Source organism: Micromonospora sp. DT47 (genome assembly GCF_049844475.1).
Lineage (GTDB): Bacteria > Actinomycetota > Actinomycetes > Mycobacteriales > Micromonosporaceae > Micromonospora.
On sequence record NZ_JBNCLC010000005.1, the window covers coordinates 209,665 to 232,032 of the forward strand.

Sequence of the window (22,368 nt, forward strand, 5' to 3'; positions counted from 1 at the left end):
ATGTCCCCGTCCCCGGCGCGACACGCCCGGGCCGCCGTCACCAGCGGCCGCCGTTCGCCCGCCAGGTCTGCGCCGGGGTCAGCCAGCCGGCCCGGCCCGGTCGCGGCAGGGCCACCGTCGGCCCGGTCGCCCACGTCGGTGGCGGGTTCGGCCGGGGCGCCGGCCGCTCCGGCCCGGTCGCGCCCGGCACGGCCGTCGGCACCGCCACCTTCTTCCTTCGATACGACCACAGCGCCGCGTTCCTCCGGCGGAGGTACCCGAACATTCCTTTATCTCCTCTCTCCAAGGGGGCCGCCCCGGCCGGGGGATGACCGGGGCGGCCCGACGCAGGACCGGCCGCCGGGTCGTCGCCTCCACCGGCCGGGCCGCGTGCCCTCCACCCTGGACTCGGGGCGGATGGCAGGGGAGGATGCCAGCGCTTACTACGCAGCGCGGTCACGTACTTACCGGAGAGGTAAGGATGAACGTCGAGATGTGGATCCGGGCGTTGAAGGCCGCCCGGGCTGGTGCCGAGGTGTCCCAGGAGGGGTTGGCGACCCTGATCAGGTGGAGCCCGTCCACGGTGGCCGCCATCGAGACCGGCCGCCGCCGGCCGACCATGGAGTTCGCGGTCGCCGCCGACCAGGCCCTGAGCACCGGCGGTCTCCTCGCCAGCATGCTCAAGGAGCACGAGGGCAGGAGTTCGCCTTCCTGGTTTGAGTCGTGGCCAGGCCACGAAGAGCGGGCTTCCCGGCTGTGTCACTTTGAGCCATGTCTTGTTCCAGGTCTTCTTCAGACCGAGGAATATGCCCGGGCTGTCTTCACCGCTGGCAAGCTTTACCGTTCCGAGAAGGTCGGGGAACTGCTCAGCCTGCGGATGAACCGACAGCAGGTGCTGTGCCGGGAGGAGCCACCCGAGTGCATCTTCGTCATCGATGAAAGTGCGCTGTGCCGGTCGATAGGTGGACCGGCTGTGATGGATCGCCAGCTTGGCCGGCTGCTGGAGAGCGCTGACCTGCCCCATGTGCGCCTGCACGTGCTGCCGCTCGATGTCGGTGCGCACGTCTCGCTTTGGGTGGGTTCGTGATCGCGGAGTTGCCCGGCAAAGAGCGCCTGCTCTGCCTCGACAATGCGGCGCGAGGTCAGATTGCGGACTATCCGGAATGGATTGGACTGGTGCAGCGAAAGTGGGAGTATCTCCTCGCTGAGGCCCTGTCTGAGCGCGCCTCCCTCGATCTGATCAAGAAACTGAAGGTGACGTCATGACCCCTGGCACACCGCTCTGGCGCACATCTACCCGATCGGACAACGACGGCAACTGTGTCGAGGTGGCGGACAACCTGCCCGGGGTGGTGCTGGTGCGGGACAGCAAGGACCGCTCCGGCCCGACCCTCACCTTCGCCCCGGACGCCTGGCGCGCATTCGTCGACGTGCTCCGCACGACCCGACCCGACTGACGCGGCTCAGGTCGTACGCTGGTCGACCTGGTCGTCGGGGGTGAGTGAGCGGCGGGCGGCGGCCAGCACCTCCGGGTCGGCGCAGCCGGCGGCGTAGCCGGCGATGCGACGGCGGATGTCCCGGGTCAGCAGCCAGACCCCGATCCGGTCGGCGACCGGGCGAACGAACGCCGGCCGGCAGCGGAAGCTGTACCGCCAGGTGGCGACCGTCGAGTCCGGCTCCGGGCCCGGCGCGAACCGCCAGCCGCCAGCGAACATCTCAAAGAACCACGGCCCGCGCACCATCTTCATGCCGACGTTGGTCGGCGGCGCGAAGGAGACGTACTCGCTGACCATGACCAGGCCGTGCCGGGAGCGGGTGAAGGTCCGCACCCCCTTGCCGGGCCGGGTCGCGCCGTCGGTGAAGTGCTGTTCGCGGACGAACGGGTCCCAGCGGTAGCGCACCGGGGCGGCGGTCTGGGACACGGCGAAGGCCAACTCGGGTGGCACCGGAACGGTCACCACCGCCTGGACGACGGGCATGTGCCCATTGTCCAGGCGGTCGGCAACCGTGGGCTCAGTCGACGATGAGGGCCCCATTGAGGTCGTTGTCCTTCCGGGCGCCGTCCGGCTCCGGATTGGCGGCGCCGTCGCCCACGCCCCAGTCGACCAGGGCCGAGTACTCGCCGACGGAACCGCTGCCCACCTGGGACCGCGGCACCGACACCGGAAGGTCGACGCGGATGCTCGCGCTGACCGGAAGGGCACCCGGCCGGCAGGTGTACGACGTGCCCTGACTGAAGGGGAACGCGGTGCAGCCCGACGGCACGGCGGTGACCGTGAACGGCTTCGGCAAATTCACCCGCACCCGGAGCGCGTCCGCCGGTTGCGGCCCGTTGTTCTCTACTGTCAGACGGAGCGTGCCGGTCGCGGAGTCCGCCACCCCGGACGTGAGCCGCAGGTCGTCCCCGCTGATCGACAGGTCGGTGATCCGGGGGTTGGCGGGGAAGCTGGTCGGCCCGTCGGTCTGTGCGAAACCCCGACCGGTCCACGAGTAGACGCGCCACTGTCGTTGGGCCAGGTCGTCCGGAATGCCGTCGCCGGCGTAGTCGACCACCTCCACCGCGATCTGCCGTCCATCCGCCCGGATTCCGCCGATACCCGCGACGTCGCCCGTCTCCCCGACCACGACACCCATCGTCCGGATGGATCCGCCGCGGTCGCGGTCGAAGGCCAGCACTCTCGCCTCGCCCATCTCCAGGCCGCTGCATCTGATCAGCGCCGCCGTCTCCTCGGCGCCGTCACGGTCCACGTCGGCGTGGACGACCTGGTCGATGGTGACCCGAAGCTCCGCGGCCGCGGAGCGCTGCGCCCGGCCGTCCCGGAACCGGACCTGACCGGCGGGGCACTCGTCCGCCAGGTACGAGGGCCACGCCGGCAGCCGGAGAGTGGCGTTCCCGAGGTCCTCCTTGCTGATCCGGCCGTCTGGCGCGGGTGCGGACGGCGTCGACGTCACCGACGGGGTGGGGGACGCCGACGGCGGACCCGTGGTGGCCGACGGTGGCGCCCAGGGTGTCTCACTGGTCGTCGGAGGCGCTGGCGGCCGAGGATCGGTGTCCCCCACGCCGGCGAGCACCGGGGTGGCGATCAGCGTCGCCGCCATCAGGCCGGTCGCGGTGACCCGCGCCGTACGACGACGGCGGACGACCTCACGGGCGGCCCGTGCACCGGGCGGCACGGTCAGCGGCCCACCCGACCGGAAGGCGGTGAAGGCATCGGTCAGCTCGGGCACAACGTTGTGGTCAGACATGCTGCTCTCCAGTCCGCAGGTCGGCGAGTTCGGCGGCGAGAGCGAGGCGACCGCGGTGCAACCAGGACTTCACCGTCCCCGCCGCCACCCCCTCGTGCTCGGCGATCTCGGCGATGCCGAGGTCGGCGATGTGGAACAGCACGATCGCCCGTCGCTGGTTCTCGGGCAGGGTGGCGAGTGCCCGGGCCAGCGCCACCCGGTCCGGGCTCGGGCCCTCGACCACCGGGTGCTGATGGAATCTCGCGTGGGCTTGGGCGGCCCGCAGCCGGCGCCAGCGGTTCCGCGCCACGTTCAGGGCGACGGTGCGCACCCAGGCGGCCGGGCGTTCGTACCGGGCCAACGTGTTCCACCGGGCCCAGGCCCGGCTGAACGCCTCCTGCACGGCGTCCTGGGCGTGACCGACATCAGCCGTGTACGCGTAGAGCTGGAGCATCAACGGCTGGAAGTTGGCGGCGTAGAACTCCTCGAAGCTGTCCTCCCCGGCCCCCGCGGCCGGGGAGGACAGCCCCGGCCTGTCGTCGCCGGGGCCCCGCTGCTGTATTGCCACGTGGCGCCTCCCCTGCTGGCGCACCATGCGGCTGCACGGTGTCTGTCCAGCACACCCCGTGGCGTCGTCGACGGTTGCGGTCGACCGCCTGTCGGCTTGCCGTCAGCGGCGCGGGGTGACGGCGGCGAGCAGTTCCGGCATCCGGTGGTCCAGCACGTCACCGGCCAGGTACGAGCCGAGCAGCGCCGCGCCCAGTCCGTACGCCGCGCCGACCGGCAGGGCCAGCCAGAGCCAGACGTCGCCGAGCAGCGCCGCGGCCACCACCATCGGCACCGCGGCGGCCGCCGAGGCGACCATCGACAGCAGGGTGAGCAGGCTCTTCGCCATTCCGGCGCCGGTGTTCATCGCGAACGGGTTGCTCGTCTCCGGCAGCGAGTACGCCCCCAGCACCGAGATGAACCCGTTGATCGCCAACCCGGCCCCGTACGCGGCGAGCAGGGTGCCAGCGGCGACTCCGATCCAGCCGGGCTCGCCCAGCACCACCGTGATCACCACCGAGACCACGCCCAGCATCGGCACCACGTACGTCGAGAAGGCCGTCATCCGGGCGCGCAGTTCGAGCCGGCCGGGCACCCCGGCCACCACGTTCGCCGCGTACGCGCTGCCGTCGAAGCCGAACTGGTTGGCCAGGGTGACCGAGGCGAGCACCCCGATGAAGAGCATCGACAGGCTGAGCAGCACCGGCGAGGATTCGCCGGCGGTGGAGAAGCCCTCCTCGCTGCTCGCCGTGAAGCCGGCGCCACCTAGATTGACCATCACCGGCACGAAGATGCCCACCACCGCGATGGTGATCAGGTTGGCCCGCCGCCGGGCGTCCCGCCACCAGTAGCGGCACTCCCGCGCCACCAGCGCGCCGAACCGGTCCCGCCGGGTCCAGCCGACCGCCCGGGGGAAGAGTTGCGCGACCGCGCCGCCCACCGGTTCGCGCCGGCCCCGGGCCGGAGCCGAACTCGCCGCGCCGACCATCGCCGACTCCAGCGACCGGGACCACCACCACAGCAGCAGGCCGACGGCGACCGCGGTGATCAGCAGCTTCACCGGTACGGCCCAGGCCCGCCCCTCGGCCACGTCGACGCCGACCGTCCACGGCGCGCCGAACGGCGTCCAGCCGACCACCCGCGCCACCCCGGTCAGCCGGTCCCAGTCCGCCTCCCGTACCGCGGCGAGCACCACGATCTGCAGCGGGCCGAGCAGCGCGGCGACCACCGCCAGCAGCACGGCGGCCAGGTCCCGTACCCGACGGGACCGCAGGATGGTGGCGAACGCGCTGGTCACCGCGCGGCTGGCGGCGACGCAGAGCAGCAGGCCGACGAGCACCCCGACCGCGGCGACCACGCCGGCCGGCCAGCCGCCGAGCGCGCCGGCGGTGACCACCAGGCCGGCGGTCGCGATCAGCACCGCGAGCACCGGGACGCTGACCAGTGCCGCCGCGAACAGCCCGGTGACCAGGGTGCGGCGGGGCAGCGGCAGCAGCGCGAACCGGGCCGGGTCGAGGGTCTCGTCCACGCCGAAGAAGACCAGCGGCAGCAGCAGCCAGCCGAGCACCAGCAGCCCGCCGCCGAACGCCGCCGTCATCAGCGCGTACCGGGGTTCGTCGGCGAAGCCGGGCGCGGCCAGCAGCAGGAAGCCCCCGACGGCGAACCAGAGGCCGACCAGCGCGCCGACCACGAAGAGCGCGATCCGCCAGCCCTGGCCGCGGAAGTTGTTGCCCATCACCCGCAGCTTCAGCCGGACGAAGTGTCGGACCGGGACCCGCCGGGCCGAGCCGGCGGGTGCGCTCACCGGGACAGCCACGCCAGTTCCTCGCCGGTCGCGGTCCGCCCGCCGACCACCTCGACGAAGACGTCCTCCAGCGAGCGGTCGCCGCGTACCTGGTCGAGCGTGCCGACCCGCTTGATGGTGCCCTCGGCGAGGATCGCCACGTGCGAGCAGAGCCGCTCGACGACCTCCATCACGTGGCTGGAGAAGACCACGGTTCCACCGCCGCCGACGTACCGCTGGAGGATGTCCCGGATCAGCGCGGCGGAGACCGGGTCGACCGCCTCGAACGGCTCGTCCAGCACCAGCAGCCGGGGGCCGTGCAGCAGCGCGCAGGCCAGGCCGATCTTCTTCTTCATGCCGGCCGAGTAGTCGACCACCAGGGTCCGGCCGGCGTCGCTGAGCGCGAGGACGTCGAGCAGCTCCGCGGCCCGCTGGTCGACCACCGCCGGGTCCATCCCGCGCAGCAGACCGTGGTACGCCAGCAGCTCCGCCCCGCTGAGCCGGTCGAAGAGCCGTACGCCGTCCGGCAGCACGCCGAGCAGCCGCTTCGCGCCCACGGGGTCGGCCCACACGTCGTGCCCGAGCACCCAGGCCTGACCGTGGTCCGGCCGGAGCAGCCCCACCGCCATCGACAGGGTGGTGGTCTTGCCGGCGCCGTTCGGGCCGAGCAGGCCGTAGAAGGAGCCGGCCGGGACGGCCAGGTCGACCCCCGCGACCGCGACCTTGCCGTCGAACCGCTTCGCCAGGCCGCGCAGCACGAGCGCCGGGTGCTCACCAGTCATGCGTCCGACCGTATCCGGCCGGCACCAGACCGCGCTCCGGCCGCAGGATGATCCCACGTCCTCCCCGAGACGCACGCGCGTCGGATGCAACCGGTCGACTTACCGGCGGGTGACAGAGGCAGGACCACGACGGGGGAGGGACGTTGGACGCAGACGACGGGTTCGAGGAGTTCTATCGAACCACCAGGCACCGGGTGGTCACCGTGCTCTACGCGCTCGGTGGCGATCTCAGCGAGGCCCAGGACGCCGCGCAGGAGGCGTACGCCCGGGCCTGGCAGCGCTGGAACACGATCAGCGGGTACGGCGACCCGGAGGCGTGGGTCCGCACGGTCGGCCACCGTCTTTTGATCAACCGGTGGCGCAAGATCCGCAACGGGGTGACCGCCTACCGCCGGCACGGCGTGGCACCGTCGGTGGGCCCACCCTCGGAGAACACGGTCGCGCTGGTGACCGCGCTGCGCCAACTGCCGGCGGAGCAGCGGGAGGCGATCGTGCTGCACCACCTGGCCGACCTGTCGGTCGCCGAGATCGCCGCGCAGACCGACACCCCAACCGGCACCGTCAAGGCCCGCCTCAGCCGCGGGCGCCGAGCGCTGGCCGAACTGCTCGACACCACCCTCCCCGAGGAGGTCAGCAATGCCTGATCCGTTCTTCGCCGACCTGTACCGCGACACCGAGAACCTGACCTGGGCGGCCACCGAGCAGGTGCGCCGGCGCGGCCGGCAGCGAACCCGCCGGACGCGGGCCGCGGCCGTCCTGGCCAGCGTGGTGGCCGTCGGCGTGGTCGCCACCGGAGCGGTGGCCCTGGCCGGTCGCCCTGGCCCGGTGCCGGTCATCCCGGCGACTCCGTCGCCGAGCGTCAGCCCCACTACGCCCGCGCCGACCCCGGCGGCGCCGACCCCGGTCGTCCCACCGCCGTCGGTGACGCCGTCCCAGACGACCCGTAGCCCGAAGGCCGACCTGACCTCGCCCGGCCGCACCAGCCCGTCGACCCCGGCCGACCCGGCCGTTCCCGCCGCCGCCATGCTTCGGTTGGCGGACCTGCCGGACGGCTTCCGCGCCGCGGGGAGCGACCTCGACGGCGACTGGACGTTGGAGTCGGTGACGATCTACTGCAGCGGCGAGTCACCGTCGATCACCCCTGGGGAGGTAGCCCGCCGCGGAGCCGTCTTCGACTCGCCCACCGCCCGCATCACCCAACGGGTGACCCGGCACTCGGGCGACCAGGCCGGCACGGCCATGGACCGGGTACGTGAGCTGGTCAGCGGCTGCAAATTCGAGCGGCAGGGCAACTCCCTGTCGATTCTGGGCGAGCGGCTCGGTGGGGAAGAGTCGCTGCTGGTCGGCGCGCTCATCGAGGGCGTCCCGAGCCGATGGCTCTTCGTCCGGCAGGGTGACCTGGTGGCGCAGGTCTGGCTCGACAAGGACACCACCCCGACCGATGCCCGGCGGTACGCGGAGCCGGTGGCCGACCGGCTCTGCGCCGGTACCGACGACTGCTGACCGTCCGTGAGGGGGCCGGGTGACCGGTCCCCTCACAGCCGCAGCGCCTCCGGGGCGTGCAGTCGGAGCATGGTGGCCCCGACGTCGGCCGGCGCGCGGCGGCGGGTCGCCATCGACACCGCCACCATCACGGTGAAGGCCAGCGGCACCGTCCAGGCGGCCGGCTGCGCGATGAGCGTGGCCGGCCAGCCGGACAACGGCGGGCCGAGCACGGTGACCAGCACCGCCGCGATCGCCGCGCCGCCACCGACCAGCACCCCGGCGGCGGCGCCCAGGTCGGTCAGGCCGCGCCACCAGATGCCGAGCACCAGCAGCGGGCAGAAGCTGGACGCGGCGACCGCGAAGGCCAGCCCGACCACCTGGGAGACGTCCAGCCCGGAGACGTTCAGCGCGAGCACCGCCGGCACCCCGCCGGCGATCACGGTGGCCAGCCGGAAGCCGCGTACCGAGCCCCGCCCGAGCACGTCGGTGGAGATCACCCCGGCGACGCTGGTCAGCAGGCCGGACGAGGTGGAGAGGAACGCCGCGAACGCGCCGGCCGCGACCAGCGCGGCGAGCAGCCGCCCGGTCAGGCCGTCGCCGAGCGCCGCGCCGGGCAGCAGCACCACCACCGCGTCGGTGTGCCCGGTCACCAGCAGTTGCGGGGTGTAGATCCGGCCCAGCACGCCGTAGAGGGTGGGCAGCAGGTAGAAGGCGCCGACCAGGGCGAGCACCACCAGGGTGGTGCGTCTGGCGGCGGCGCCGTCGGGGTTGGTGTAGAAGCGGACCAGCACGTGCGGCAGACCCATGGTGCCGAGGAAGGTGGCCAGGATCAGCGAGTACGTGGCGAAGAGCCCACGGTCGTCGTCCCCGGCCGCGCTGGGCAGCAGCCAGTCGGCGGCGTCGGTGGTCACCCCGGAGACCTCGGGCACCGGGTCGCCGGCGGCGAAGTCGAGGCGGTCGCCGGGGCGTACCTCCCGGGCGGTGCCGTCGGGGGGGGTGAGGGTCGCGCGGTGCTCGACCACGACGGTGGTCGCGGTCCGGAACGCCGGCCCGTCGGGCGGGGTCACCGCGGGGCGGGCGTCGGCCTGCCACTGCAACGCCAGGAAGATCGCGGGTACGGCCAGTGCGGTCAGCTTCAACCAGTACTGGAAGGCCTGCACGAAGGTGATCGCCCGCATGCCGCCGAGCGCCACGTTCGCGGTGACCACGGCCGCGACCAGCAGGGCCCCCACCGGGTACGGCGAGCCGGCCACCGTGGCCAGGGTCAGCCCGGCGCCCTGCAGCTGCGGGACCAGGTAGAGCCAGCCGATGAAGATGACGAAGACGGTGGCCAGGGTGCGCAGCCACCGGGAGCCGAGTCGCAGCTCGCAGAAGTCGGGCAGGGTGAAGGCGCCGGAGCGGCGCAGCGGGGCGGCCACGAAGAGGAGCAGCGCCAGGTAGCCGGCGGCGAAGCCGACCGGGTACCAGAGCACGTCCACGCCGTACTTCAGGATCAGCCCGGCGATGCCGAGGAAGCTGGCCGCCGACAGGTATTCCCCGCCGATCGCGGCGGCGTTCCAGGTGGGGCTGATCGCCCGGGAGGCGACCAGGAAGTCGGAGGTGGTCCGGGCCAACCGGAGGCCGTAGAAGCCGATCCCGAGGGTGACCAGGGTGACCGCCACGATCGCCGGGACGACGAACCCGTTGCCCATCTCAGCGCTCCGGCCGGTGGACGAGGTCGGTGAAGTCCTGCTCGTTGCGTTCGGCCAGCCGGACGTACGCCCAGCCCACCGCGATCAGGAAGGGGAAGGAGGCCAGCCCGAGCAGCAGCCAGGGCAGGTTGACGCCGAGCACGGTGACCCGGCCGACGGCGGGGGCGATCGCGAACAGCCAGGGGAGCCCGCCGAGCCCGATCAGCACCACCAGACTGAGCCGCAGCGCCAGCGCCAGCTGGGCGCGGACCAGCCCCCGGACCAGCGCCTCGCCGACCCGGGTCTGCTGGGTCAGCTCGGTGCGGGTGCGGTCGGCCCGGGTGTCCCGGCGTACCTCGGCGAGCACGATCCGCGCCCGCCAGGGCGGCTCCGGCGCCCGGGGTGCTGGCAGCCGACCGGCCGGGTCCCGTTCGGGCCGCCCCGGTGCGTCCGGATCGTGGGGTGCGGGCATCCCGGCAGTCTCGCCTGCTCAGCGGGATTGTCAAGAGTGCCCCCGGCGGCGGGACAGGTCGCCGCCGGGGTGCGGTGGTCACCAGCGGGGGTTGGGGCAGCCCCCGACGCTGGCCTCGGCCGGATCCGGGCCGAGCAGTGCCCGAGCCCGGGCCCGGCCGACGTTCGCCGTCCGCCAGCCGTCCTCCGGCAACTCGGCGGCGATGTCCCGCAGCGCGCAGGAGCGCATCGGCTCGGGCAGCCGGTCCAGGGCCGGCACCGCGTCGGCGGAGAGCCGGGAGAGGTAGCCGCCGTCGATCCGGTCGATCTGCCGGTAGCGGTCGACGTTGCGCTCGGCGATCAACCGGTCGGGGTTGACCGCGGCCAGCCCGAGCAGGGCCACCACCGCCGCGCCCAGGACGAACCGGGGCAGCCAGCCGCCGCGGAGCCGGATCGTCGCCACCCCGACCAGCACGAAGAGCAGCCCGAGCCAGAGTTCGACGGTCGCCACCACGAGCCGCAGCCGGGTCGCCCCGTACGCGTCGGTGTAGACCTGCATCCGGTAGAGCGCCGAGGCGACGATCACCAGGCTGAGCGCGGTGAGCGTACCGAGCAGCACCCGGATCAGGATGCGGTCGACGCGGGTGCCCCGAGGAGCCCAGCGGGCGGCGCCGGCGATCACCAGCAGGGTGAGCGCGGAGACCGCGAGCAGCTGCCAGAACCCGCTGCGGGCGTAGTCGGCGTAGGTGGGTCCCGCCGCGCGCAGCACGTGCCGGGAGCCGCCGAAGAGCACGGCGAGCTGCACCAGCACGAAGGCCGCGAAGAGCACGTCGAGCAGGGCCAGCGGCAGCGCCCACTCCAGCCGGCGGACCGTACCGGCCGGACCGGCGTGCAGACCCTCCAGGTCCGGCGGCGCGGCCAGCAGGTACGCCCCACCGAGGAGGGCCGCCCCGACCAGCAGGAAGCGGAAGACCCAACCGACCACGCCCGGCGTCGAGATGTCGGGCAGCGCGTCGGCGAGCAGGTCGGCGAAGACCGCGTCGGCCGAGGAGAAGAGCAGGCCGAAGACGAGCAGCAGACCGGCGGTGACGGCCACGCTGGCCAGGCTGCGTCCGACGCTCGGGCCGTCCGGCCGGGCCCGCGGCAGGCCGCGCGCAGCCCAGGGCAGCGCCCGGACCGTGGCGGCCGGCGGCAGCACCCCGGCCATCAGCATGCCGAGCGGGGTACGCCCGCCCGCCACGGCGAGGGTGGCGGTGACCACGGCGGCGAGCAGGCAGAGCACGAAGAGCCAGCCGGCGGCCCGGACCGTACCGACCCCGACCAGGGCCAGCGTGGCGGCCGCCCAGACCAGCCGGGCCGCCCGCCCCGGCGCCCCCGTGGCGCCGGGACGGACGGTCGCGCCGGCTGGCGCGCTGGTCTGCTGCTTCTCCGGTACGCCGACCGGCGGCGGCGGGTTGTTCGGCTGGACCGGACTGGCCGCTGCGGGCTGCGCCGGCTGCGCGGGTGGGGTCGTCGCGGATCGTGGCGCTGCGTCCGGTACGGCGGGGGACTGCGCCGACCCGGTGGCGGTCGTCGGAGCTGACGAACCGGGCCGCGCGGTGGCGGCCGTACCGAGGGTGCCGGCTCCGGCCGCGGCGGCCACCAGCCAACCGAGGCCGGGACGGTCCAGCGGCACCGCCGACGCGGTGACGGTGGCGGCGACGGTGACCGCGCCGAGGATCAGCGGTCGGGCCGGACCGGTCGGGCCGGCCCACCGCCGCTGGAACACCGACGGCGGGCGTGGCCCGGGCGGCGGCGGCCAGGGCCGCTGCTGCGGCACGGCCGGCCCGGCGGCGACCGGCCCGGGCGGTGGTACCGGGCCCGGCCTGACGGGTGAGCTGGTCATGCTGCTTCTCCTCGAATGGGTGCGGTACGGGGAAGGGTGACCTGGACCCGGCAGCCGCCACGTCCACTCCGGACCGTCGTCGGCAGGTCGACCACCTGGATGCTGCCGCCGTGCAGTTCGACCACCCAGCGGGCGATGGCCAGGCCGAGTCCGGTCCCGCCGCCGGCGGCCCGGTCGCCCCGGGTGAACCGCTCGAAGACCCGGGACCGCTCGGCCAGCGGGATTCCCTCGCCCTCGTCGCTGACCTCGAAGTACAGCTCTCCCGCCCGCTCCTCGGCGGCGACCAGCACGGTGCCTCCGGTGGGGCTGTGCCGGGCGGCGTTGTCCAGCAGGTTGGCGAAGACCTGGTGCAGCCGCCAGGGGTCGGCCTGCAGGGTCAGCGGTGCGGGCAGCTCCCGGAGGCGGAAGCGGACGTCCCGCCCGGTCCCGGCGGCGGTCGCCGTGGCGCGCTTCACCGCCTCGTCGAGGAAGTCGGCGACGTCGATCCGTACCCGCCGCAGCGGCACCACGCCGGCGTCCAACCGGGACAGGTCGAGCAGGTCGGCGACGAGGTGACCCAGCCGCTCGGTCTGCGCCAGCGCGGCCCGCAGGGTGGCCGGCTCCGGTGCGGCCACCCCGTCCACCACGTTCTCCAGGACGCCCTGCAGGGCGGTGATCGGGGTACGCAGCTCGTGCGAGACGTTGGCGATCAGCTCCCGGCGGCGCTGGTCGGCGGCGTGCAGGTCCTCGGCCATCTTGTTGAACGCCTGGGCCAGCTCGCCGACCTCGTCACGGGAGGTGGCGCGTACCCGTCGGGTGTAGTCGCCGCGGGCCATCGACCCGGCGGCGGCGGTCATCTCCCGCAGCGGCGACGTCATGCCGTGCGCCAGCACCTGGGAGGTGAGCAGCGCAAGGGCGATGGCCGTCGCCGTGGTCGTCCGAGGCAGCCAGCCGGTCGCGTACCAGAAATAGGTGAATCCGGCCGCGCCGGAGCCGACCAGCAACATCCCCAGCTTCACCTTGATCGAGCGGACCGGGTCGAGCGGGCGCGGCAGCAGTTCCAGCACCCGGTCCACCCAGGTGAACAGGCGCGCGATCACTCCGGCACCTCCAGCGCGTATCCGATGCCGTGCACGGTGCGGATCAGGTCCGCGCCGAGCTTGCGGCGCAGTGCCTTGACGTGGCTGTCGACGGTGCGGGTACCGGAGCCTTCGGCCCAGCCCCAGACGTCGGCGAGCAGCCGTTCCCGCGGCAGCACGGTGCGCGGCCGGCCGGCGAGGTGCACCAGCAGGTCGAACTCGGTCGGGGTCAGGTGCACCTCGGCGCCGCCCCGGCGGACCCGCCGCTCGGCCTGGTTGATCTCGATGTCGCCGAGCTCGAGGCCGGGCACCAGGACGGCCGCGGCCCGCTCCACCCGGCGCAGCAGGACGTGCACCCGCGCCGACAGCTCGCGCATCGAGAACGGCTTGGTCAGGTAGTCGTCGGCCCCGACCGCGAGCCCCACCAGCAGGTCGGTCTCGTCGTCCCGCGCGGTGAGCATCAGCACCGGCACCGTTCGGTCGGCCTGGATCCGCCGGCACACCTCCAGGCCGTCGAAGCCCGGCAGCATGACGTCGAGTACGACGAGATCGGGCTGGCCGCTGCGGAACCGATCGACCGCGCTGGGGCCGTCACCGGCGATGTCCACCGCGAAACCCTCGGCCCGTAGTCGGGCGGCGACCGACTCGGCGATGGTCCGTTCATCCTCGACCACCAACACCCGGCGTTCCTTCATGGGACCTGACTGTAGGGAGCGGCCGTGGAGATCGGTGGGGCGCGTTGTGAACAACCTGTGGAGAACACTTCACTCCTGTGGATAACCCGGTGGCCGGCACTAGTTCAGTCGAGGCCGACCCGTTCGGGTCGGGCGGAGGCGGAGCCGAGCCAGGTGTGCGGGTTGCCCCACCAGCACCAGCCGAGCTTCGGCGCGCCCTGGCTGATCCAGAGCGCCGGCACCCGCTTGTCGCCGCAGCGCGACCCGACCAGCGAGAAGCACCTGTTCTTCGCCAGTGCCGCCGGGTGGAGCGTGATGAAAGCGAGCCCCTCGTCGATGCTGAGGGGCAGGCGGTCCTGGGCGGTGATCACCTCCATGGCCGCCGACGGCGCCAGGTTGAGCGTCTCCTCGCCCCGGTCCACGTCGAAGAGCAGGTACGCCGGCCCGGCCGGCACCTCCAACTCCTTGATCGGGTCGAACGTCGCCAGGTCGCCCTCGGCGTAGTGCCGGTCCAGGAAACCCGGCTTGCGCTTGCCGGGCAGCGTGGTCAGCCCCAGCCGTGCCTCGACCGGGACCAGCTCACGGGTGATCACCAACAGGAACGGCACCCGGGCCTCGGTGGGCGGCGCCAACTCCGCGGCACCGGCGACGGCGGTCGCCCGCAGCGGGGTGACCAGCTCGGTGAACTGCTCCTCGGCCAGCCCGGCGAGGTTCGGGTAGCCCAGGCGGATCAGGGTGGCGACCTGGCGGTCGAACTCGGTTCCGGCATCGAACGGGGACTCGGTCACGCGGACCTCCACTCACTCGTACGGTCTGCCGTACAGTGTACGACAAGGTTCGTCATTTCCGTTCGCGATTCCGGTCCCGGTCTGCCGGGTGGCTACGATGCGCCCGTGCTGCTTCCCGTCGTGGCCGTCGCCACTCTCGCCGGCGCATGCTGGGGGGTGGTGCTGCCCGGCCTCGTCAATCGGTATTCCGTGGAGTGGCCGGACGGTACGCAGCAACCCCCGTGGCGACGCGGGTGCGTGCAGTGCGGTGCCGTCCGGGGCGGGTGGTGGCGGTCGGATCGGTGCCCCGAGTGCGGAGTTCGTCCCACTCCCGGTCAGTGGCTGACCGTCCCGCTGTCGGCTGCGGTCTGCGGCGCTGTCGCAGCAGCCCTGGGTCCGACGCCGGCGCTGCCGGCCTTCCTGCTGCTCGCCGCCGTCGCCGTCCCGCTGGCCCTGATCGACCTGAAGGTGCTGCGGCTGCCCGACCCCCTGGTCGGGACGGCGTTCGTCGGCGGCGTGGTCCTCCTGGTGATCGCGGCGGCCGTCGAGCAGGACAGCGCACCGCTGGTCCGCGCCGGTCTCGGGGCGGTGAGCTGCGGTGTCGGATATGTGACGCTGGCGCTCCTGCCGCGATCGCAGCTGGGGTTCGGCGACGTCAAGCTGGGGGCCGTGCTCGGTCTCTACCTCGGCTGGCTCGGCTGGTTCGCCGTCGCGGCCGGCGTGCTGCTCGCGCCGGTGCTGAACCTTCCGCTGGTCATCGGCCTGGTCATCGCCGGGCGCGCGGGCCGGAAGACGGCCGTGCCGTACGGCCCCGCGATGCTCGCCGCGGCGGTCACCGCGACGGTCCTGGCCGCGCTGCGATAGCCCGACCGGCCACAGTCACCCTCCACCGTCCGGTGGCTTCGCTTGTGGACGCTGCCGGCGAACGGCGGGTAGCACCTTGACCTGTGACGTCATTGACACAGTTAGTTGCGGCCGGGAAAACTCAACTCGTTCCTTGCCCGGCGTCAACCACCGTCGCGGTCACCGGCCGCGATCCCTCCCCTGGAGCGTTCTTCAATGAACGATGTCATCTTCCGGATCATGGCTTGGGCCAAGAGCCGCGACCGCGGCGCCAGCGCGGTCGAGTACGCCCTGATCGTCGGCCTCATCGCCGCCGTTCTCGGCGGCGTCATCTTCGTACTCGGTAACCGGGTCGACTGGATGTTCGACCGGGCCTGCGACAACGTCTCGGCGGGCGCCGGCGTGAACGAGTGCGACCAGACGCGCTAGTGGCGCGGCCCTGGCCGCACCTGCGATCTGTCGAGTCGGCCGCTCGGATTCAGGGCGACGGCGCCGGCTGCAGCAGGCGCAGGACCGACCGGGGGGCGGCTGCGGTGGAGATGGCGCTCGTCCTGCCGCTGCTGTTGATCCTCATCTTCGGGATCATCGACTTCGGACGGATGCTCACCAAGCAGATCGCGCTGACCGAGGCGGCCCGGGACGCAGCCCGGGCCGCCTCCTTCGGCGGCAACGCGAAGGCCCGCGCCGAGCTCATCGCCGGCAAGGACATCGGGGTGACCGCCGTGGGGTGCTCCGGCACCCGCCAGGACGCCGAGGTGGTCCTCACCCACAAGTTCACCTTCATCACACCGGTCGGCCTCCTCGGCGGCGGCTTCGGCGAAAAGGTCAAGCTCACCGGTCGGGGAGTCGTGCCATGCCAGTAATAAGTCGCCTTCGGGCTCGCCTCGGCGCGCGCGAGGACCGCGGGGCCGTGGCGCTGACCGTCGGGTTGCTCCTCGGCTCGGGGGTGCTGCTCGGCATGGCCGCCCTGGTGGTCGACGTGGGCAACCTCTACGTCGAACGCGGCCAGCTGCAGAACGGGGCGGACGCCGGCGCGGTGAAGGTCGCCCAGATCTGCGCCACGGACCCGGCCGACTGCTCGCCGGAAGCGACAGACCCGCAGGGCACAGATCTGCAGGACGTGGCCGAGTCGTACGCCGACCGCAACGCGAACGACGGTGCCGCCGCCGCGACCGTCTGCGGCCGGGGCGGGGAGCTGTCGGCATGTCCGTCCTGGGAGGGCCGGCTCACCGACTGCGTCGGGCCGCCTCCAGCAGGGGGCAGCTACGTCGAGGTGCACACCAGCACCCGGGGCGAGGACGACTCCACCGTGCTCCCGCCGGTCTTCGCCCAAGCGCTCGTAGGCGGCTACAAGGGTGCGGAGGTCGGCGCCTGCTCCCGGGTGGCCTGGGGCCCGCCGATGAGGGCGACCACGCTGGCGATGGCCATCTCCGCCTGCGACTGGAACCGGTACACCGACAACGGCAACGCATTCCGCCCGCCGGTCGAGCGGTCCTTCCCGGTGTACGACGAAGACACCGCCACGACCTGTGCCCCCAAGGCGGGGTCAGGTGGCGGACCGGGGGGCTACCGGTGGCTGAAGGACGCGGACGACGACTGCCGGGTCACCTACTCAGTCGACGACAGCCGCGGCGTCCACACGGGCGACAGCTGGCCGGTGGATTGCAAGGACACGCTTGCCGACCTCGTCACGGCGAACCGGCCGATCCTCGTGCCCGTGTTCGGCGCGATCTCCGGTGGTGGCGGCAACGCGGAGTACATCGTCTCCGGCTTCGCGGCGTTCGTCGTCACCGGCTGGTACCTGCCGGGCCTGAAAGTCCCGTCGGCCGAGCGGTCGGCGTGCGACGACGGCGGGAATTCCTGCGTCTACGGCTACTTCACCCAGACAGTCGTGCCGGGCGGCGGTGCGATCGGCGGACCGGACCTGGGCGCGCGCGTCGTCGCCCCCATCGGCTGACATCGAGAACCGGAAAAGGTAGGGGACCTCCACTCATGGCCCGACGCATCATCCTGGTGCTGATCTCCGTCGTCCTGGCGGCGCTGGGCACCGGCGCCGTCATGCTCTACCTGCGTTCGGCCGACGACCGCGCCCTCGAGGGCAAGCGGGCCCGCACGGTGCTGGTCGCCGACAAGCAGATCCCGGCGGGCACGTCCGGGAAGGCGCTGCGCACCAAGGGGTACGTGCGTCAGGTGCGCATGCCGGTGGAGACCCTGCCCGAGGACGCGCTGGAGCAGGTGAGCGGCAACCTCGACGCCCTCGTGACCACCGCCCCGGTGCAACGCGGTCAGCTCCTGCTGCGCCCCATACTCGGTACCGCGGTCACGAGCGGCAGCGGGCTGGCGATCCCCGACGGCCAGATGGCGATCACGGCCCGGGTGAAGTCCACCGTGTTCGGCCCGGCCTCGCTGCGCGCCGGCGCCCGGGTGGCCATCTTCTACACGTACACCCCTCTCGGCGAGCAGAGGCGGGACGTTGTCTCCGGCGCCGGCCTGGAGAAGGGCCGCGAGATCAACAGCGTCACCCGGCTGCTGATGACCGACGTCGAGGTGATCTCGGTGGGGCCGGTGCCCGGGCAGGACGGGGCCGCCGCAGGGGGTACGACCGGAGGCGGCGCGCAGGACGAGCTCTCGGTCACCTTCGGGTTGAACCAGGTCGACGCGGAGCGGCTGGCCCACGCGGTCGCGCTCGGCGGCGAGCTCAACGTCGGCGTGCTGGGCGACTCCTCGAACGTCAAGCCCGATTCTGGCGTGGACAACCGGTCGCTGTTCGGCCAGCGGCGATGACGATTCTCTTCGAACCCCACCGCCAGTGGAGCGCCCAGCTGGCCTCGCTGCTGGGCACCGGGGTGCTCACCACCAGCCGGCTCGAGGACGTGGAGCGGCTCCTCGCCGACCAGCACCCCGATCCGCTGGTGCTCTTCGGTCCGAGCCCCGACGCCGCGCTGGCGCTCGACTTCGCGGCCCGGCAGCGGCTCGCCCGCCCGGCCCTGGGCGTCCTCCTGCTGCGCGAGCAGTTGGACGTGGAGACCATGGGCCAGGCGCTGCGGGCCGGCGTACGGGATGTGGTCAACGCCCGCGACATCGCCGCGGTGCGGGCGGCCTGCGCGCGTTCGCTGGAGGTGTCCCGCCACCTGCTCGGCGCCGGTACGCCGGCCCGGGCGACCAGCGCGGCGCGGGTCGTCACGATCTTCTCGGCCAAGGGCGGCTGCGGCAAGTCGACGCTCGCCACCAACCTGGCGGTGGCACTGGCCGAGGGCGGTCAGCGGCGGGTCTGTCTGGTCGACCTGGACCTCGCCTTCGGCGACGTCGGGATCATGCTGCAGCTGGTGCCCGAACGGGGCATCGCCGACGCGGTGAACGCCCGGGAGCGGATCGACCCGACCCTGGTACGCGCGCTGCTGACGCCGTACGCGCCGGGGATCGACGTGCTGCTCGCGCCGGTCGGGCCGACGGACGCGGAGCGGATCGGGCGGGACCTGATCGCCCAGGTCCTCGCCGCGGTCCGCACGATGGCCGACTACGTGGTGGTCGACACACCCGCCGCGTTCACCGAAGGGGTGCTCGCCGCGCTCGACGTCTCCGACTTCCACGTGCTGGTGGCGACCCCGGACGTACCCGCCCTCAAGAACCTGCGGGTCGCCATGGACATGCTCGATCTCCTCGAACTGCGCAAGGAGGCTCGACTCGTGGTGCTCAACCGCAGCGACGCCCGGGTCGGACTGACCGGGGCCGACGTCGAACGGGTGCTGCAGACACCGACCTCCGTGCACATCCCGTCCAGCCGCGACGTGCCGGTGTCGATCAACCGAGGGGTGCCCATCATGGTGGAGAAGCCGGGCCACCCGGTCAGCCGGGCCATTCGCGAGCTGGCGCTGGAACGGATCTCCGACAAGGCCGCGCACCGCGCGGGCCGCAGCCTGCGCGAGCGGATCGGTCGGGCGGGCAACCGATGAGCCTCACCGACCGGCTGGCGCAGGGTCACCCGGGTGGCGGCGACAGCGGCCGGACCGGGCGCCCGTCCGGCCCGATCACCGGGCCCACCGGCGGTGGGTCGACCGCCGCCCTGCGCCTGCGGGTCCACCGCGAGCTGCTCGAGATCCTCGGCCCGCAGCTGTACGACAACCGCACCCCGGACGCCGTGCTGGAGAAGAGGGTCCGGGACACGATCAGCGAGGTGCTGGCCCGTAGCGACTCGCCGATGGCCGTCGCTGACCCGGCGCGGATCTCGGCCGAGCTGATCGACGAGATCCTCGGTCACGGCCCGGTGGAGCCGCTGCTGCGCGACCCGGACGTCACCGAGATCATGGTGAACGGCCCGGACCAGATCTTCGTGGAGCGTTTCGGGCGCATCCACCAGGTCGACGCGTCGTTCGTCGACGAGCACCACCTGCGGCGGGTCATCGACCGCATCGTTTCCCGGGTCGGCCGGCGGGTCGACGAGTCGAGCCCCATGGTGGACGCCCGACTGCCCGATGGGAGCCGGGTGAACGTCGTCCTGCCGCCGGTGGCGCTCGATGGTTCGATGCTGACCATCCGCAAGTTCGCCCACGAGGCGCTCACCACGGACGACCTGATCGGCTTTGGCACCTTCACCCCGGCGGTCGCGCAGTTCCTCTACGCCTGCGTACGCGGCCGGCTCGACGTCGTCATCAGCGGCGGCACCGGCTCCGGCAAGACCACCACGCTGAACGTGCTCTCCAGCTTCCTGCCGCCCGAGGAGCGGATCGTCACCATCGAGGACGCGGCGGAGCTCCAGTTGCGCCAGAACCACGTCCTGCGGTTGGAGTCGCGCCCTCCCAACATCGAGGGACGCGGTGAGATCACCGTACGGGACCTGGTCCGCAACGCGCTGCGCATGCGCCCGGACCGGATCGTCATCGGCGAGGTCCGCGACGGCGCCGCGCTGGACCTGCTCCAAGCGATGAACACCGGCCACAACGGCTCCCTCACCACGGTGCACGCCAACAGTCCCCGGGACTCGGTGGCCCGGCTGGAGACCATGTCGCTGATGGCCGGCCTCGACCTGCCGGTGCGGGCGATCCGGGAGCAGATCGCCTCGGCGGTCGACCTCGTGGTGCACCAGAGCCGGTTGCGGGACGGCAGCCGGCGGGTGACCCACGTGACCGAGGTGCTCGGAATGGAGGGCGACGTGGTGACCATGCAGGACCTGTTCGTCTTCGACCACCGGGCCGGTAACGACGAGAACGGCCGGCATCTCGGGACCCTGCGGTGGACCGGCCTGCGTCCGCGCCTGCTCGACACCCTCGCCGACGCGGGCATCCCGGTGCCCGTCGGCCTGTTCGACAGCCGGCCGTGGTGACCCGCCGTTTCGGGCTGGCTGTGCTGGCCGCCCTGGCCGTCTTGCTGGGCCCGGCCGCCCCGGCGCACGCGGCCCGGGACCTGGCTCTGACCGTCGCCGAGGTGGCGCCGGACCAGGTGCGGCTCGTCGCCGACATCCCGGGCGGCTCCGCCGCCAGGACCCCGTCGGTGACCGTCGCCAAGGACGGGTGGCTGCTTCCGTCCAGCGTGGCGGTGCAGGATGCCGGTCCGGCGCGTACGGTCGTCGTGGTTCTCGACACCGGCGCGGCCATGGCCGGTGCTCCCCTGCGCGCGGCGCAGGAGGGCGTGCTCGCCTTCGCCGAGGGGGTCCCGGCGGACGTGGCGATCGGCCTGGTGGCGGCGGCGGGGGAGCCGGCGGTGCTGGTCCGCCCGACCCGGGACCGGGGGGAGTTGCGGGCGGCGCTGTCCGGCCTGCGCGCGACGGGCGACACCGCCCTCTACGCCGGGCTGCGGGCGGCGGCGGAGGTCACCGAGCAGGCCGCGGACCGACGGCTGCTGGTGGTGGCGGGTGGTCCGGACACCAGCACTGATCCTGGCCCGGTGGTGCGGGACCTCACCACGGCCGGCACCCGGGTCGACCTCGTCACCGTCCGGGCCGTGCCCGCAGGGCTGACCGAGCTGCGGCAGCTCGTCACCGCCACCGGTGGCACCGTCCGTCCGGCAGCGCGGGCGGACGCGCTCAGCGGGGTGCTGCGGGCGGTCGCGGACAGCGTCCCGCTGCGGGTCACCATCATCGTGGCCGTCCCGCCGGAGCTGGCCGGCCAGGCGGGAAGTCTCACGGTGACCGCCGGCACCGGAGCGGGTGCGGCGCGCGGCACGGTACAGGTGAAGTTCGCGGCCTCGGCCTCCGCCGCCTCGTCGGCGCCGGTCGCCGCCGACCGGGTGCTCCCCGGTCTGCCGGCGCTCCGGCGAGAGCTGCTCGCCGCGCTCGTGTTCGGGGTCCTGCTGGTCTCGATCCTGCTCGTCGCCTCCGGCCTGGGCGGGTCGGTCCGGCAGCGCCGGCTCCGCCAGGTCGAACAGTTCCGGCTGCCCGCCCCCGGCGCCCGCACCGGCGGCCCGGACGCGGGGTCCCGGCCGGAGGGCGGCTTCGCGGGAACCGTCCTGGGGCTCTCCGACCGGCTGGTGGGAGCCCGCGGTAAGGAGCGGATCGCCCATGACCTGGAACGCGCGGGCATAACGGTCCGCCCGCGGGAGTGGACGGCGGTCCGCTCGGGCACGACGGTCGCCGGCGGTGTCCTCCTTGGGCTGCTCGGTGGTGTGCTCGGCGCGCTGCTCGGGCTTGCGCTGGGTTGGCTGGCCGCCGGCCTCTACCGCCGGATCCGCGAGGCGCGGCGCCGGCGGGCCTTCGCCGAACAGCTTCCGGACGCCCTCCAACTGGTCGTCGGCTCGTTGCGCTCCGGCTTCTCGCTGGCGCAGGCGATCGACGCGGTGGTCCAGGACTCGCCGTCGGGTCCGCTGACCGTGGAGCTGGGCCGGGCCACAGCCGAGGTCCGGCTCGGGTCCGACCTCGACGACGCGTTGGAGCGGGTGGCGCAGCGGGTGGAGAACGACGACCTCGCCTGGGCGGTGATGGCAATCCGCATCCAGCGGGACACCGGTGGAAACCTGGCGGAGGTCCTCGAGACCACGGTGGAGACGTTGCGCGAGCGCGACCGGCTGCGCCGCCACGTGCGGGCGCTGTCCGCCGAGGGGCGGCTGTCCGCCTACGTGCTCATCGCGCTGCCGATCGTGATGGCGATCTGGATGCTGCTGACCCGACGGGAGTACCTCAGCCCGCTGTGGACCACGCCGGTTGGGCTGATGATGCTGGTCGGCGCCGCGGTCCTGATGGTGGTCGGCATCTTCTGGATGGCGCGCTGGATCAAGGTCGAGGTGTGAGGG

At 73.2% G+C, this 22,368-nt stretch carries 25 protein-coding genes; 13 read left to right on the forward strand and 12 right to left on the reverse strand.

Going from position 1 to position 22,368, the window contains the following annotated elements:
* Nucleotides 1-37: 37 nt before the first annotated feature.
* On the reverse strand, nucleotides 38-265 hold the full coding sequence (locus ACLQ2U_RS10280) for a hypothetical protein (protein WP_425750337.1): 228 nt from the start codon (nucleotides 263-265) through the stop codon (nucleotides 38-40).
* Between the two features lie 195 nt (nucleotides 266-460).
* On the opposite strand from ACLQ2U_RS10280, the gene ACLQ2U_RS10285 reads away from it, so the two are divergent.
* The 3 genes from ACLQ2U_RS10285 to ACLQ2U_RS10295 are packed head-to-tail and all read left to right on the forward strand — an operon-like array spanning nucleotide 461 to nucleotide 1,436.
* Nucleotides 461-1,066 (forward strand): helix-turn-helix domain-containing protein, encoded by a 606-nt coding sequence (locus ACLQ2U_RS10285; protein WP_425750338.1) that lies wholly within the window; start codon nucleotides 461-463, stop codon nucleotides 1,064-1,066.
* Nucleotides 1,063-1,245, forward strand: a complete 183-nt coding sequence (locus tag ACLQ2U_RS10290; protein ID WP_425750339.1) for a Scr1 family TA system antitoxin-like transcriptional regulator — start codon at nucleotides 1,063-1,065, stop codon at nucleotides 1,243-1,245. Before ACLQ2U_RS10285 ends, ACLQ2U_RS10290 begins: the two co-directional genes overlap by 4 nt.
* Nucleotides 1,242-1,436, forward strand: coding sequence for a DUF397 domain-containing protein (locus ACLQ2U_RS10295; protein WP_425750340.1), 195 nt, complete (start codon nucleotides 1,242-1,244; stop codon nucleotides 1,434-1,436). The genes ACLQ2U_RS10290 and ACLQ2U_RS10295 overlap by 4 nt, the downstream gene beginning before the upstream one ends.
* Nucleotides 1,437-1,442: 6 nt before the next feature.
* Here ACLQ2U_RS10295 and ACLQ2U_RS10300 read toward each other — a convergent pair whose 3' ends face one another.
* The 5 genes from ACLQ2U_RS10300 to ACLQ2U_RS10320 form a co-directional block, all read right to left on the reverse strand.
* On the reverse strand, nucleotides 1,443-1,958 hold the full coding sequence (locus ACLQ2U_RS10300; RefSeq protein ID WP_425750341.1) for an SRPBCC family protein: 516 nt from the start codon (nucleotides 1,956-1,958) through the stop codon (nucleotides 1,443-1,445).
* 34 nt (nucleotides 1,959-1,992) lie between these two features.
* Nucleotides 1,993-3,225, reverse strand: coding sequence for a hypothetical protein (locus ACLQ2U_RS10305; RefSeq protein WP_425750342.1), 1,233 nt, complete (start codon nucleotides 3,223-3,225; stop codon nucleotides 1,993-1,995).
* Nucleotides 3,218-3,730: a SigE family RNA polymerase sigma factor gene (locus tag ACLQ2U_RS10310; protein ID WP_425750514.1), complete on the reverse strand. Its 513-nt coding sequence runs from the start codon at nucleotides 3,728-3,730 to the stop codon at nucleotides 3,218-3,220. The genes ACLQ2U_RS10305 and ACLQ2U_RS10310 overlap by 8 nt, the downstream gene beginning before the upstream one ends.
* 144 nt (nucleotides 3,731-3,874) lie before the next feature.
* Nucleotides 3,875-5,566 carry an ABC transporter permease gene (locus ACLQ2U_RS10315; RefSeq protein WP_425750343.1) on the reverse strand — a complete coding sequence of 564 codons (1,692 nt, stop codon included), beginning with the start codon at nucleotides 5,564-5,566 and terminating at the stop codon, nucleotides 3,875-3,877.
* Entirely contained in the window at nucleotides 5,551-6,315 is a 765-nt protein-coding gene (locus tag ACLQ2U_RS10320) for an ABC transporter ATP-binding protein (RefSeq protein ID WP_425750344.1), read from the reverse strand. The genes ACLQ2U_RS10315 and ACLQ2U_RS10320 overlap by 16 nt, the downstream gene beginning before the upstream one ends.
* Before the next feature lie 143 nt (nucleotides 6,316-6,458).
* On the opposite strand from ACLQ2U_RS10320, the gene ACLQ2U_RS10325 reads away from it, so the two are divergent.
* Together ACLQ2U_RS10325 and ACLQ2U_RS10330 are read left to right on the forward strand one after the other, a co-directional pair.
* Entirely contained in the window at nucleotides 6,459-6,959 is a 501-nt protein-coding gene (locus ACLQ2U_RS10325) for a SigE family RNA polymerase sigma factor (protein WP_425750345.1), read from the forward strand.
* Nucleotides 6,952-7,818, forward strand: coding sequence for a hypothetical protein (locus ACLQ2U_RS10330; protein WP_425750346.1), 867 nt, complete (start codon nucleotides 6,952-6,954; stop codon nucleotides 7,816-7,818). The genes ACLQ2U_RS10325 and ACLQ2U_RS10330 overlap by 8 nt, the downstream gene beginning before the upstream one ends.
* A 32-nt stretch (nucleotides 7,819-7,850) precedes the next feature.
* On the opposite strand, the gene ACLQ2U_RS10335 is transcribed toward ACLQ2U_RS10330, so the two are convergent.
* From ACLQ2U_RS10335 to ACLQ2U_RS10360, 6 genes are all read right to left on the reverse strand, one after another.
* Nucleotides 7,851-9,491: a sodium:solute symporter family transporter gene (locus ACLQ2U_RS10335; protein WP_425750347.1), complete on the reverse strand. Its 1,641-nt coding sequence runs from the start codon at nucleotides 9,489-9,491 to the stop codon at nucleotides 7,851-7,853.
* A gap of 1 nt (nucleotide 9,492) precedes the next feature.
* The gene (locus ACLQ2U_RS10340) at nucleotides 9,493-9,942 is read right to left on the reverse strand and encodes a hypothetical protein (RefSeq protein ID WP_425750348.1); all 450 of its coding nucleotides are present in this window, start codon (nucleotides 9,940-9,942) and stop codon (nucleotides 9,493-9,495) included.
* Nucleotides 9,943-10,020: 78 nt separating this feature from the next.
* The gene (locus tag ACLQ2U_RS10345) at nucleotides 10,021-11,805 is read right to left on the reverse strand and encodes a DUF4153 domain-containing protein (protein ID WP_425750349.1); all 1,785 of its coding nucleotides are present in this window, start codon (nucleotides 11,803-11,805) and stop codon (nucleotides 10,021-10,023) included.
* Nucleotides 11,802-12,884, reverse strand: coding sequence for a HAMP domain-containing sensor histidine kinase (locus ACLQ2U_RS10350; protein ID WP_425750350.1), 1,083 nt, complete (start codon nucleotides 12,882-12,884; stop codon nucleotides 11,802-11,804). The genes ACLQ2U_RS10345 and ACLQ2U_RS10350 overlap by 4 nt, the downstream gene beginning before the upstream one ends.
* The gene (locus ACLQ2U_RS10355) at nucleotides 12,881-13,558 is read right to left on the reverse strand and encodes a response regulator transcription factor (RefSeq protein WP_425750351.1); all 678 of its coding nucleotides are present in this window, start codon (nucleotides 13,556-13,558) and stop codon (nucleotides 12,881-12,883) included. The genes ACLQ2U_RS10350 and ACLQ2U_RS10355 overlap by 4 nt, the downstream gene beginning before the upstream one ends.
* A gap of 104 nt (nucleotides 13,559-13,662) precedes the next feature.
* Nucleotides 13,663-14,325 (reverse strand): DUF5701 family protein, encoded by a 663-nt coding sequence (locus ACLQ2U_RS10360; protein WP_425750352.1) that lies wholly within the window; start codon nucleotides 14,323-14,325, stop codon nucleotides 13,663-13,665.
* Nucleotides 14,326-14,430: 105 nt separating this feature from the next.
* Between ACLQ2U_RS10360 and ACLQ2U_RS10365 the strand changes: the two genes are divergently transcribed.
* The 8 genes from ACLQ2U_RS10365 (at nucleotide 14,431) to ACLQ2U_RS10400 (ending at nucleotide 22,365) form a co-directional block, all read left to right on the forward strand.
* A complete protein-coding gene (locus tag ACLQ2U_RS10365) occupies nucleotides 14,431-15,168 on the forward strand; it encodes a prepilin peptidase (RefSeq protein ID WP_425750353.1) in 738 nt (245 codons plus the stop codon).
* A 195-nt stretch (nucleotides 15,169-15,363) separates the two neighbouring features.
* Nucleotides 15,364-15,576, forward strand: a complete 213-nt coding sequence (locus tag ACLQ2U_RS10370; protein ID WP_425750354.1) for a Flp family type IVb pilin — start codon at nucleotides 15,364-15,366, stop codon at nucleotides 15,574-15,576.
* 104 nt (nucleotides 15,577-15,680) lie between these two features.
* The gene (locus tag ACLQ2U_RS10375; protein ID WP_425750355.1) at nucleotides 15,681-16,010 is read left to right on the forward strand and encodes a TadE/TadG family type IV pilus assembly protein; all 330 of its coding nucleotides are present in this window, start codon (nucleotides 15,681-15,683) and stop codon (nucleotides 16,008-16,010) included.
* Between the two features lie 47 nt (nucleotides 16,011-16,057).
* Nucleotides 16,058-17,104, forward strand: coding sequence for a pilus assembly protein TadG-related protein (locus ACLQ2U_RS10380; RefSeq protein ID WP_425750356.1), 1,047 nt, complete (start codon nucleotides 16,058-16,060; stop codon nucleotides 17,102-17,104).
* A 35-nt stretch (nucleotides 17,105-17,139) separates the two neighbouring features.
* Nucleotides 17,140-17,931, forward strand: a complete 792-nt coding sequence (cpaB, locus tag ACLQ2U_RS10385; RefSeq protein WP_425750357.1) for a Flp pilus assembly protein CpaB — start codon at nucleotides 17,140-17,142, stop codon at nucleotides 17,929-17,931.
* Complete coding sequence (locus ACLQ2U_RS10390; RefSeq protein ID WP_425750358.1) at nucleotides 17,928-19,100, forward strand: AAA family ATPase; 1,173 nt, start codon at nucleotides 17,928-17,930, stop codon at nucleotides 19,098-19,100. The genes cpaB and ACLQ2U_RS10390 overlap by 4 nt, the downstream gene beginning before the upstream one ends.
* On the forward strand, nucleotides 19,097-20,467 hold the full coding sequence (locus ACLQ2U_RS10395) for a CpaF family protein (RefSeq protein WP_425750359.1): 1,371 nt from the start codon (nucleotides 19,097-19,099) through the stop codon (nucleotides 20,465-20,467). Before ACLQ2U_RS10390 ends, ACLQ2U_RS10395 begins: the two co-directional genes overlap by 4 nt.
* Nucleotides 20,464-22,365 carry a type II secretion system F family protein gene (locus ACLQ2U_RS10400; RefSeq protein WP_425750360.1) on the forward strand — a complete coding sequence of 634 codons (1,902 nt, stop codon included), beginning with the start codon at nucleotides 20,464-20,466 and terminating at the stop codon, nucleotides 22,363-22,365. The genes ACLQ2U_RS10395 and ACLQ2U_RS10400 overlap by 4 nt, the downstream gene beginning before the upstream one ends.
* The last annotated feature ends 3 nt before the right edge of the window (nucleotides 22,366-22,368 follow it).

Bases quoted from the DNA above. Each gene is read 5' to 3' on its own strand.
- ACLQ2U_RS10280 (WP_425750337.1), bottom strand. From the start codon at position 265: ATGTTCGGGTACCTCCGCCGGAGGAACGCGGCGCTGTGGTCGTATCGA.
- ACLQ2U_RS10285 (WP_425750338.1), top strand. From the start codon at position 461: ATGAACGTCGAGATGTGGATCCGGGCGTTGAAGGCCGCCCGGGCTGGT.
- ACLQ2U_RS10295 (WP_425750340.1), top strand. From the start codon at position 1,242: ATGACCCCTGGCACACCGCTCTGGCGCACATCTACCCGATCGGACAAC.
- ACLQ2U_RS10300 (WP_425750341.1), bottom strand. From the start codon at position 1,958: ATGCCCGTCGTCCAGGCGGTGGTGACCGTTCCGGTGCCACCCGAGTTG.
- ACLQ2U_RS10305 (WP_425750342.1), bottom strand. From the start codon at position 3,225: ATGTCTGACCACAACGTTGTGCCCGAGCTGACCGATGCCTTCACCGCC.
- ACLQ2U_RS10320 (WP_425750344.1), bottom strand. From the start codon at position 6,315: ATGACTGGTGAGCACCCGGCGCTCGTGCTGCGCGGCCTGGCGAAGCGG.
- ACLQ2U_RS10330 (WP_425750346.1), top strand. From the start codon at position 6,952: ATGCCTGATCCGTTCTTCGCCGACCTGTACCGCGACACCGAGAACCTG.
- ACLQ2U_RS10335 (WP_425750347.1), bottom strand. From the start codon at position 9,491: ATGGGCAACGGGTTCGTCGTCCCGGCGATCGTGGCGGTCACCCTGGTC.
- ACLQ2U_RS10340 (WP_425750348.1), bottom strand. From the start codon at position 9,942: ATGCCCGCACCCCACGATCCGGACGCACCGGGGCGGCCCGAACGGGAC.
- ACLQ2U_RS10345 (WP_425750349.1), bottom strand. From the start codon at position 11,805: ATGACCAGCTCACCCGTCAGGCCGGGCCCGGTACCACCGCCCGGGCCG.
- ACLQ2U_RS10355 (WP_425750351.1), bottom strand. From the start codon at position 13,558: ATGAAGGAACGCCGGGTGTTGGTGGTCGAGGATGAACGGACCATCGCC.
- ACLQ2U_RS10370 (WP_425750354.1), top strand. From the start codon at position 15,364: ATGAACGATGTCATCTTCCGGATCATGGCTTGGGCCAAGAGCCGCGAC.
- cpaB (WP_425750357.1), top strand. From the start codon at position 17,140: ATGGCCCGACGCATCATCCTGGTGCTGATCTCCGTCGTCCTGGCGGCG.
- ACLQ2U_RS10390 (WP_425750358.1), top strand. From the start codon at position 17,928: ATGACGATTCTCTTCGAACCCCACCGCCAGTGGAGCGCCCAGCTGGCC.
- ACLQ2U_RS10395 (WP_425750359.1), top strand. From the start codon at position 19,097: ATGAGCCTCACCGACCGGCTGGCGCAGGGTCACCCGGGTGGCGGCGAC.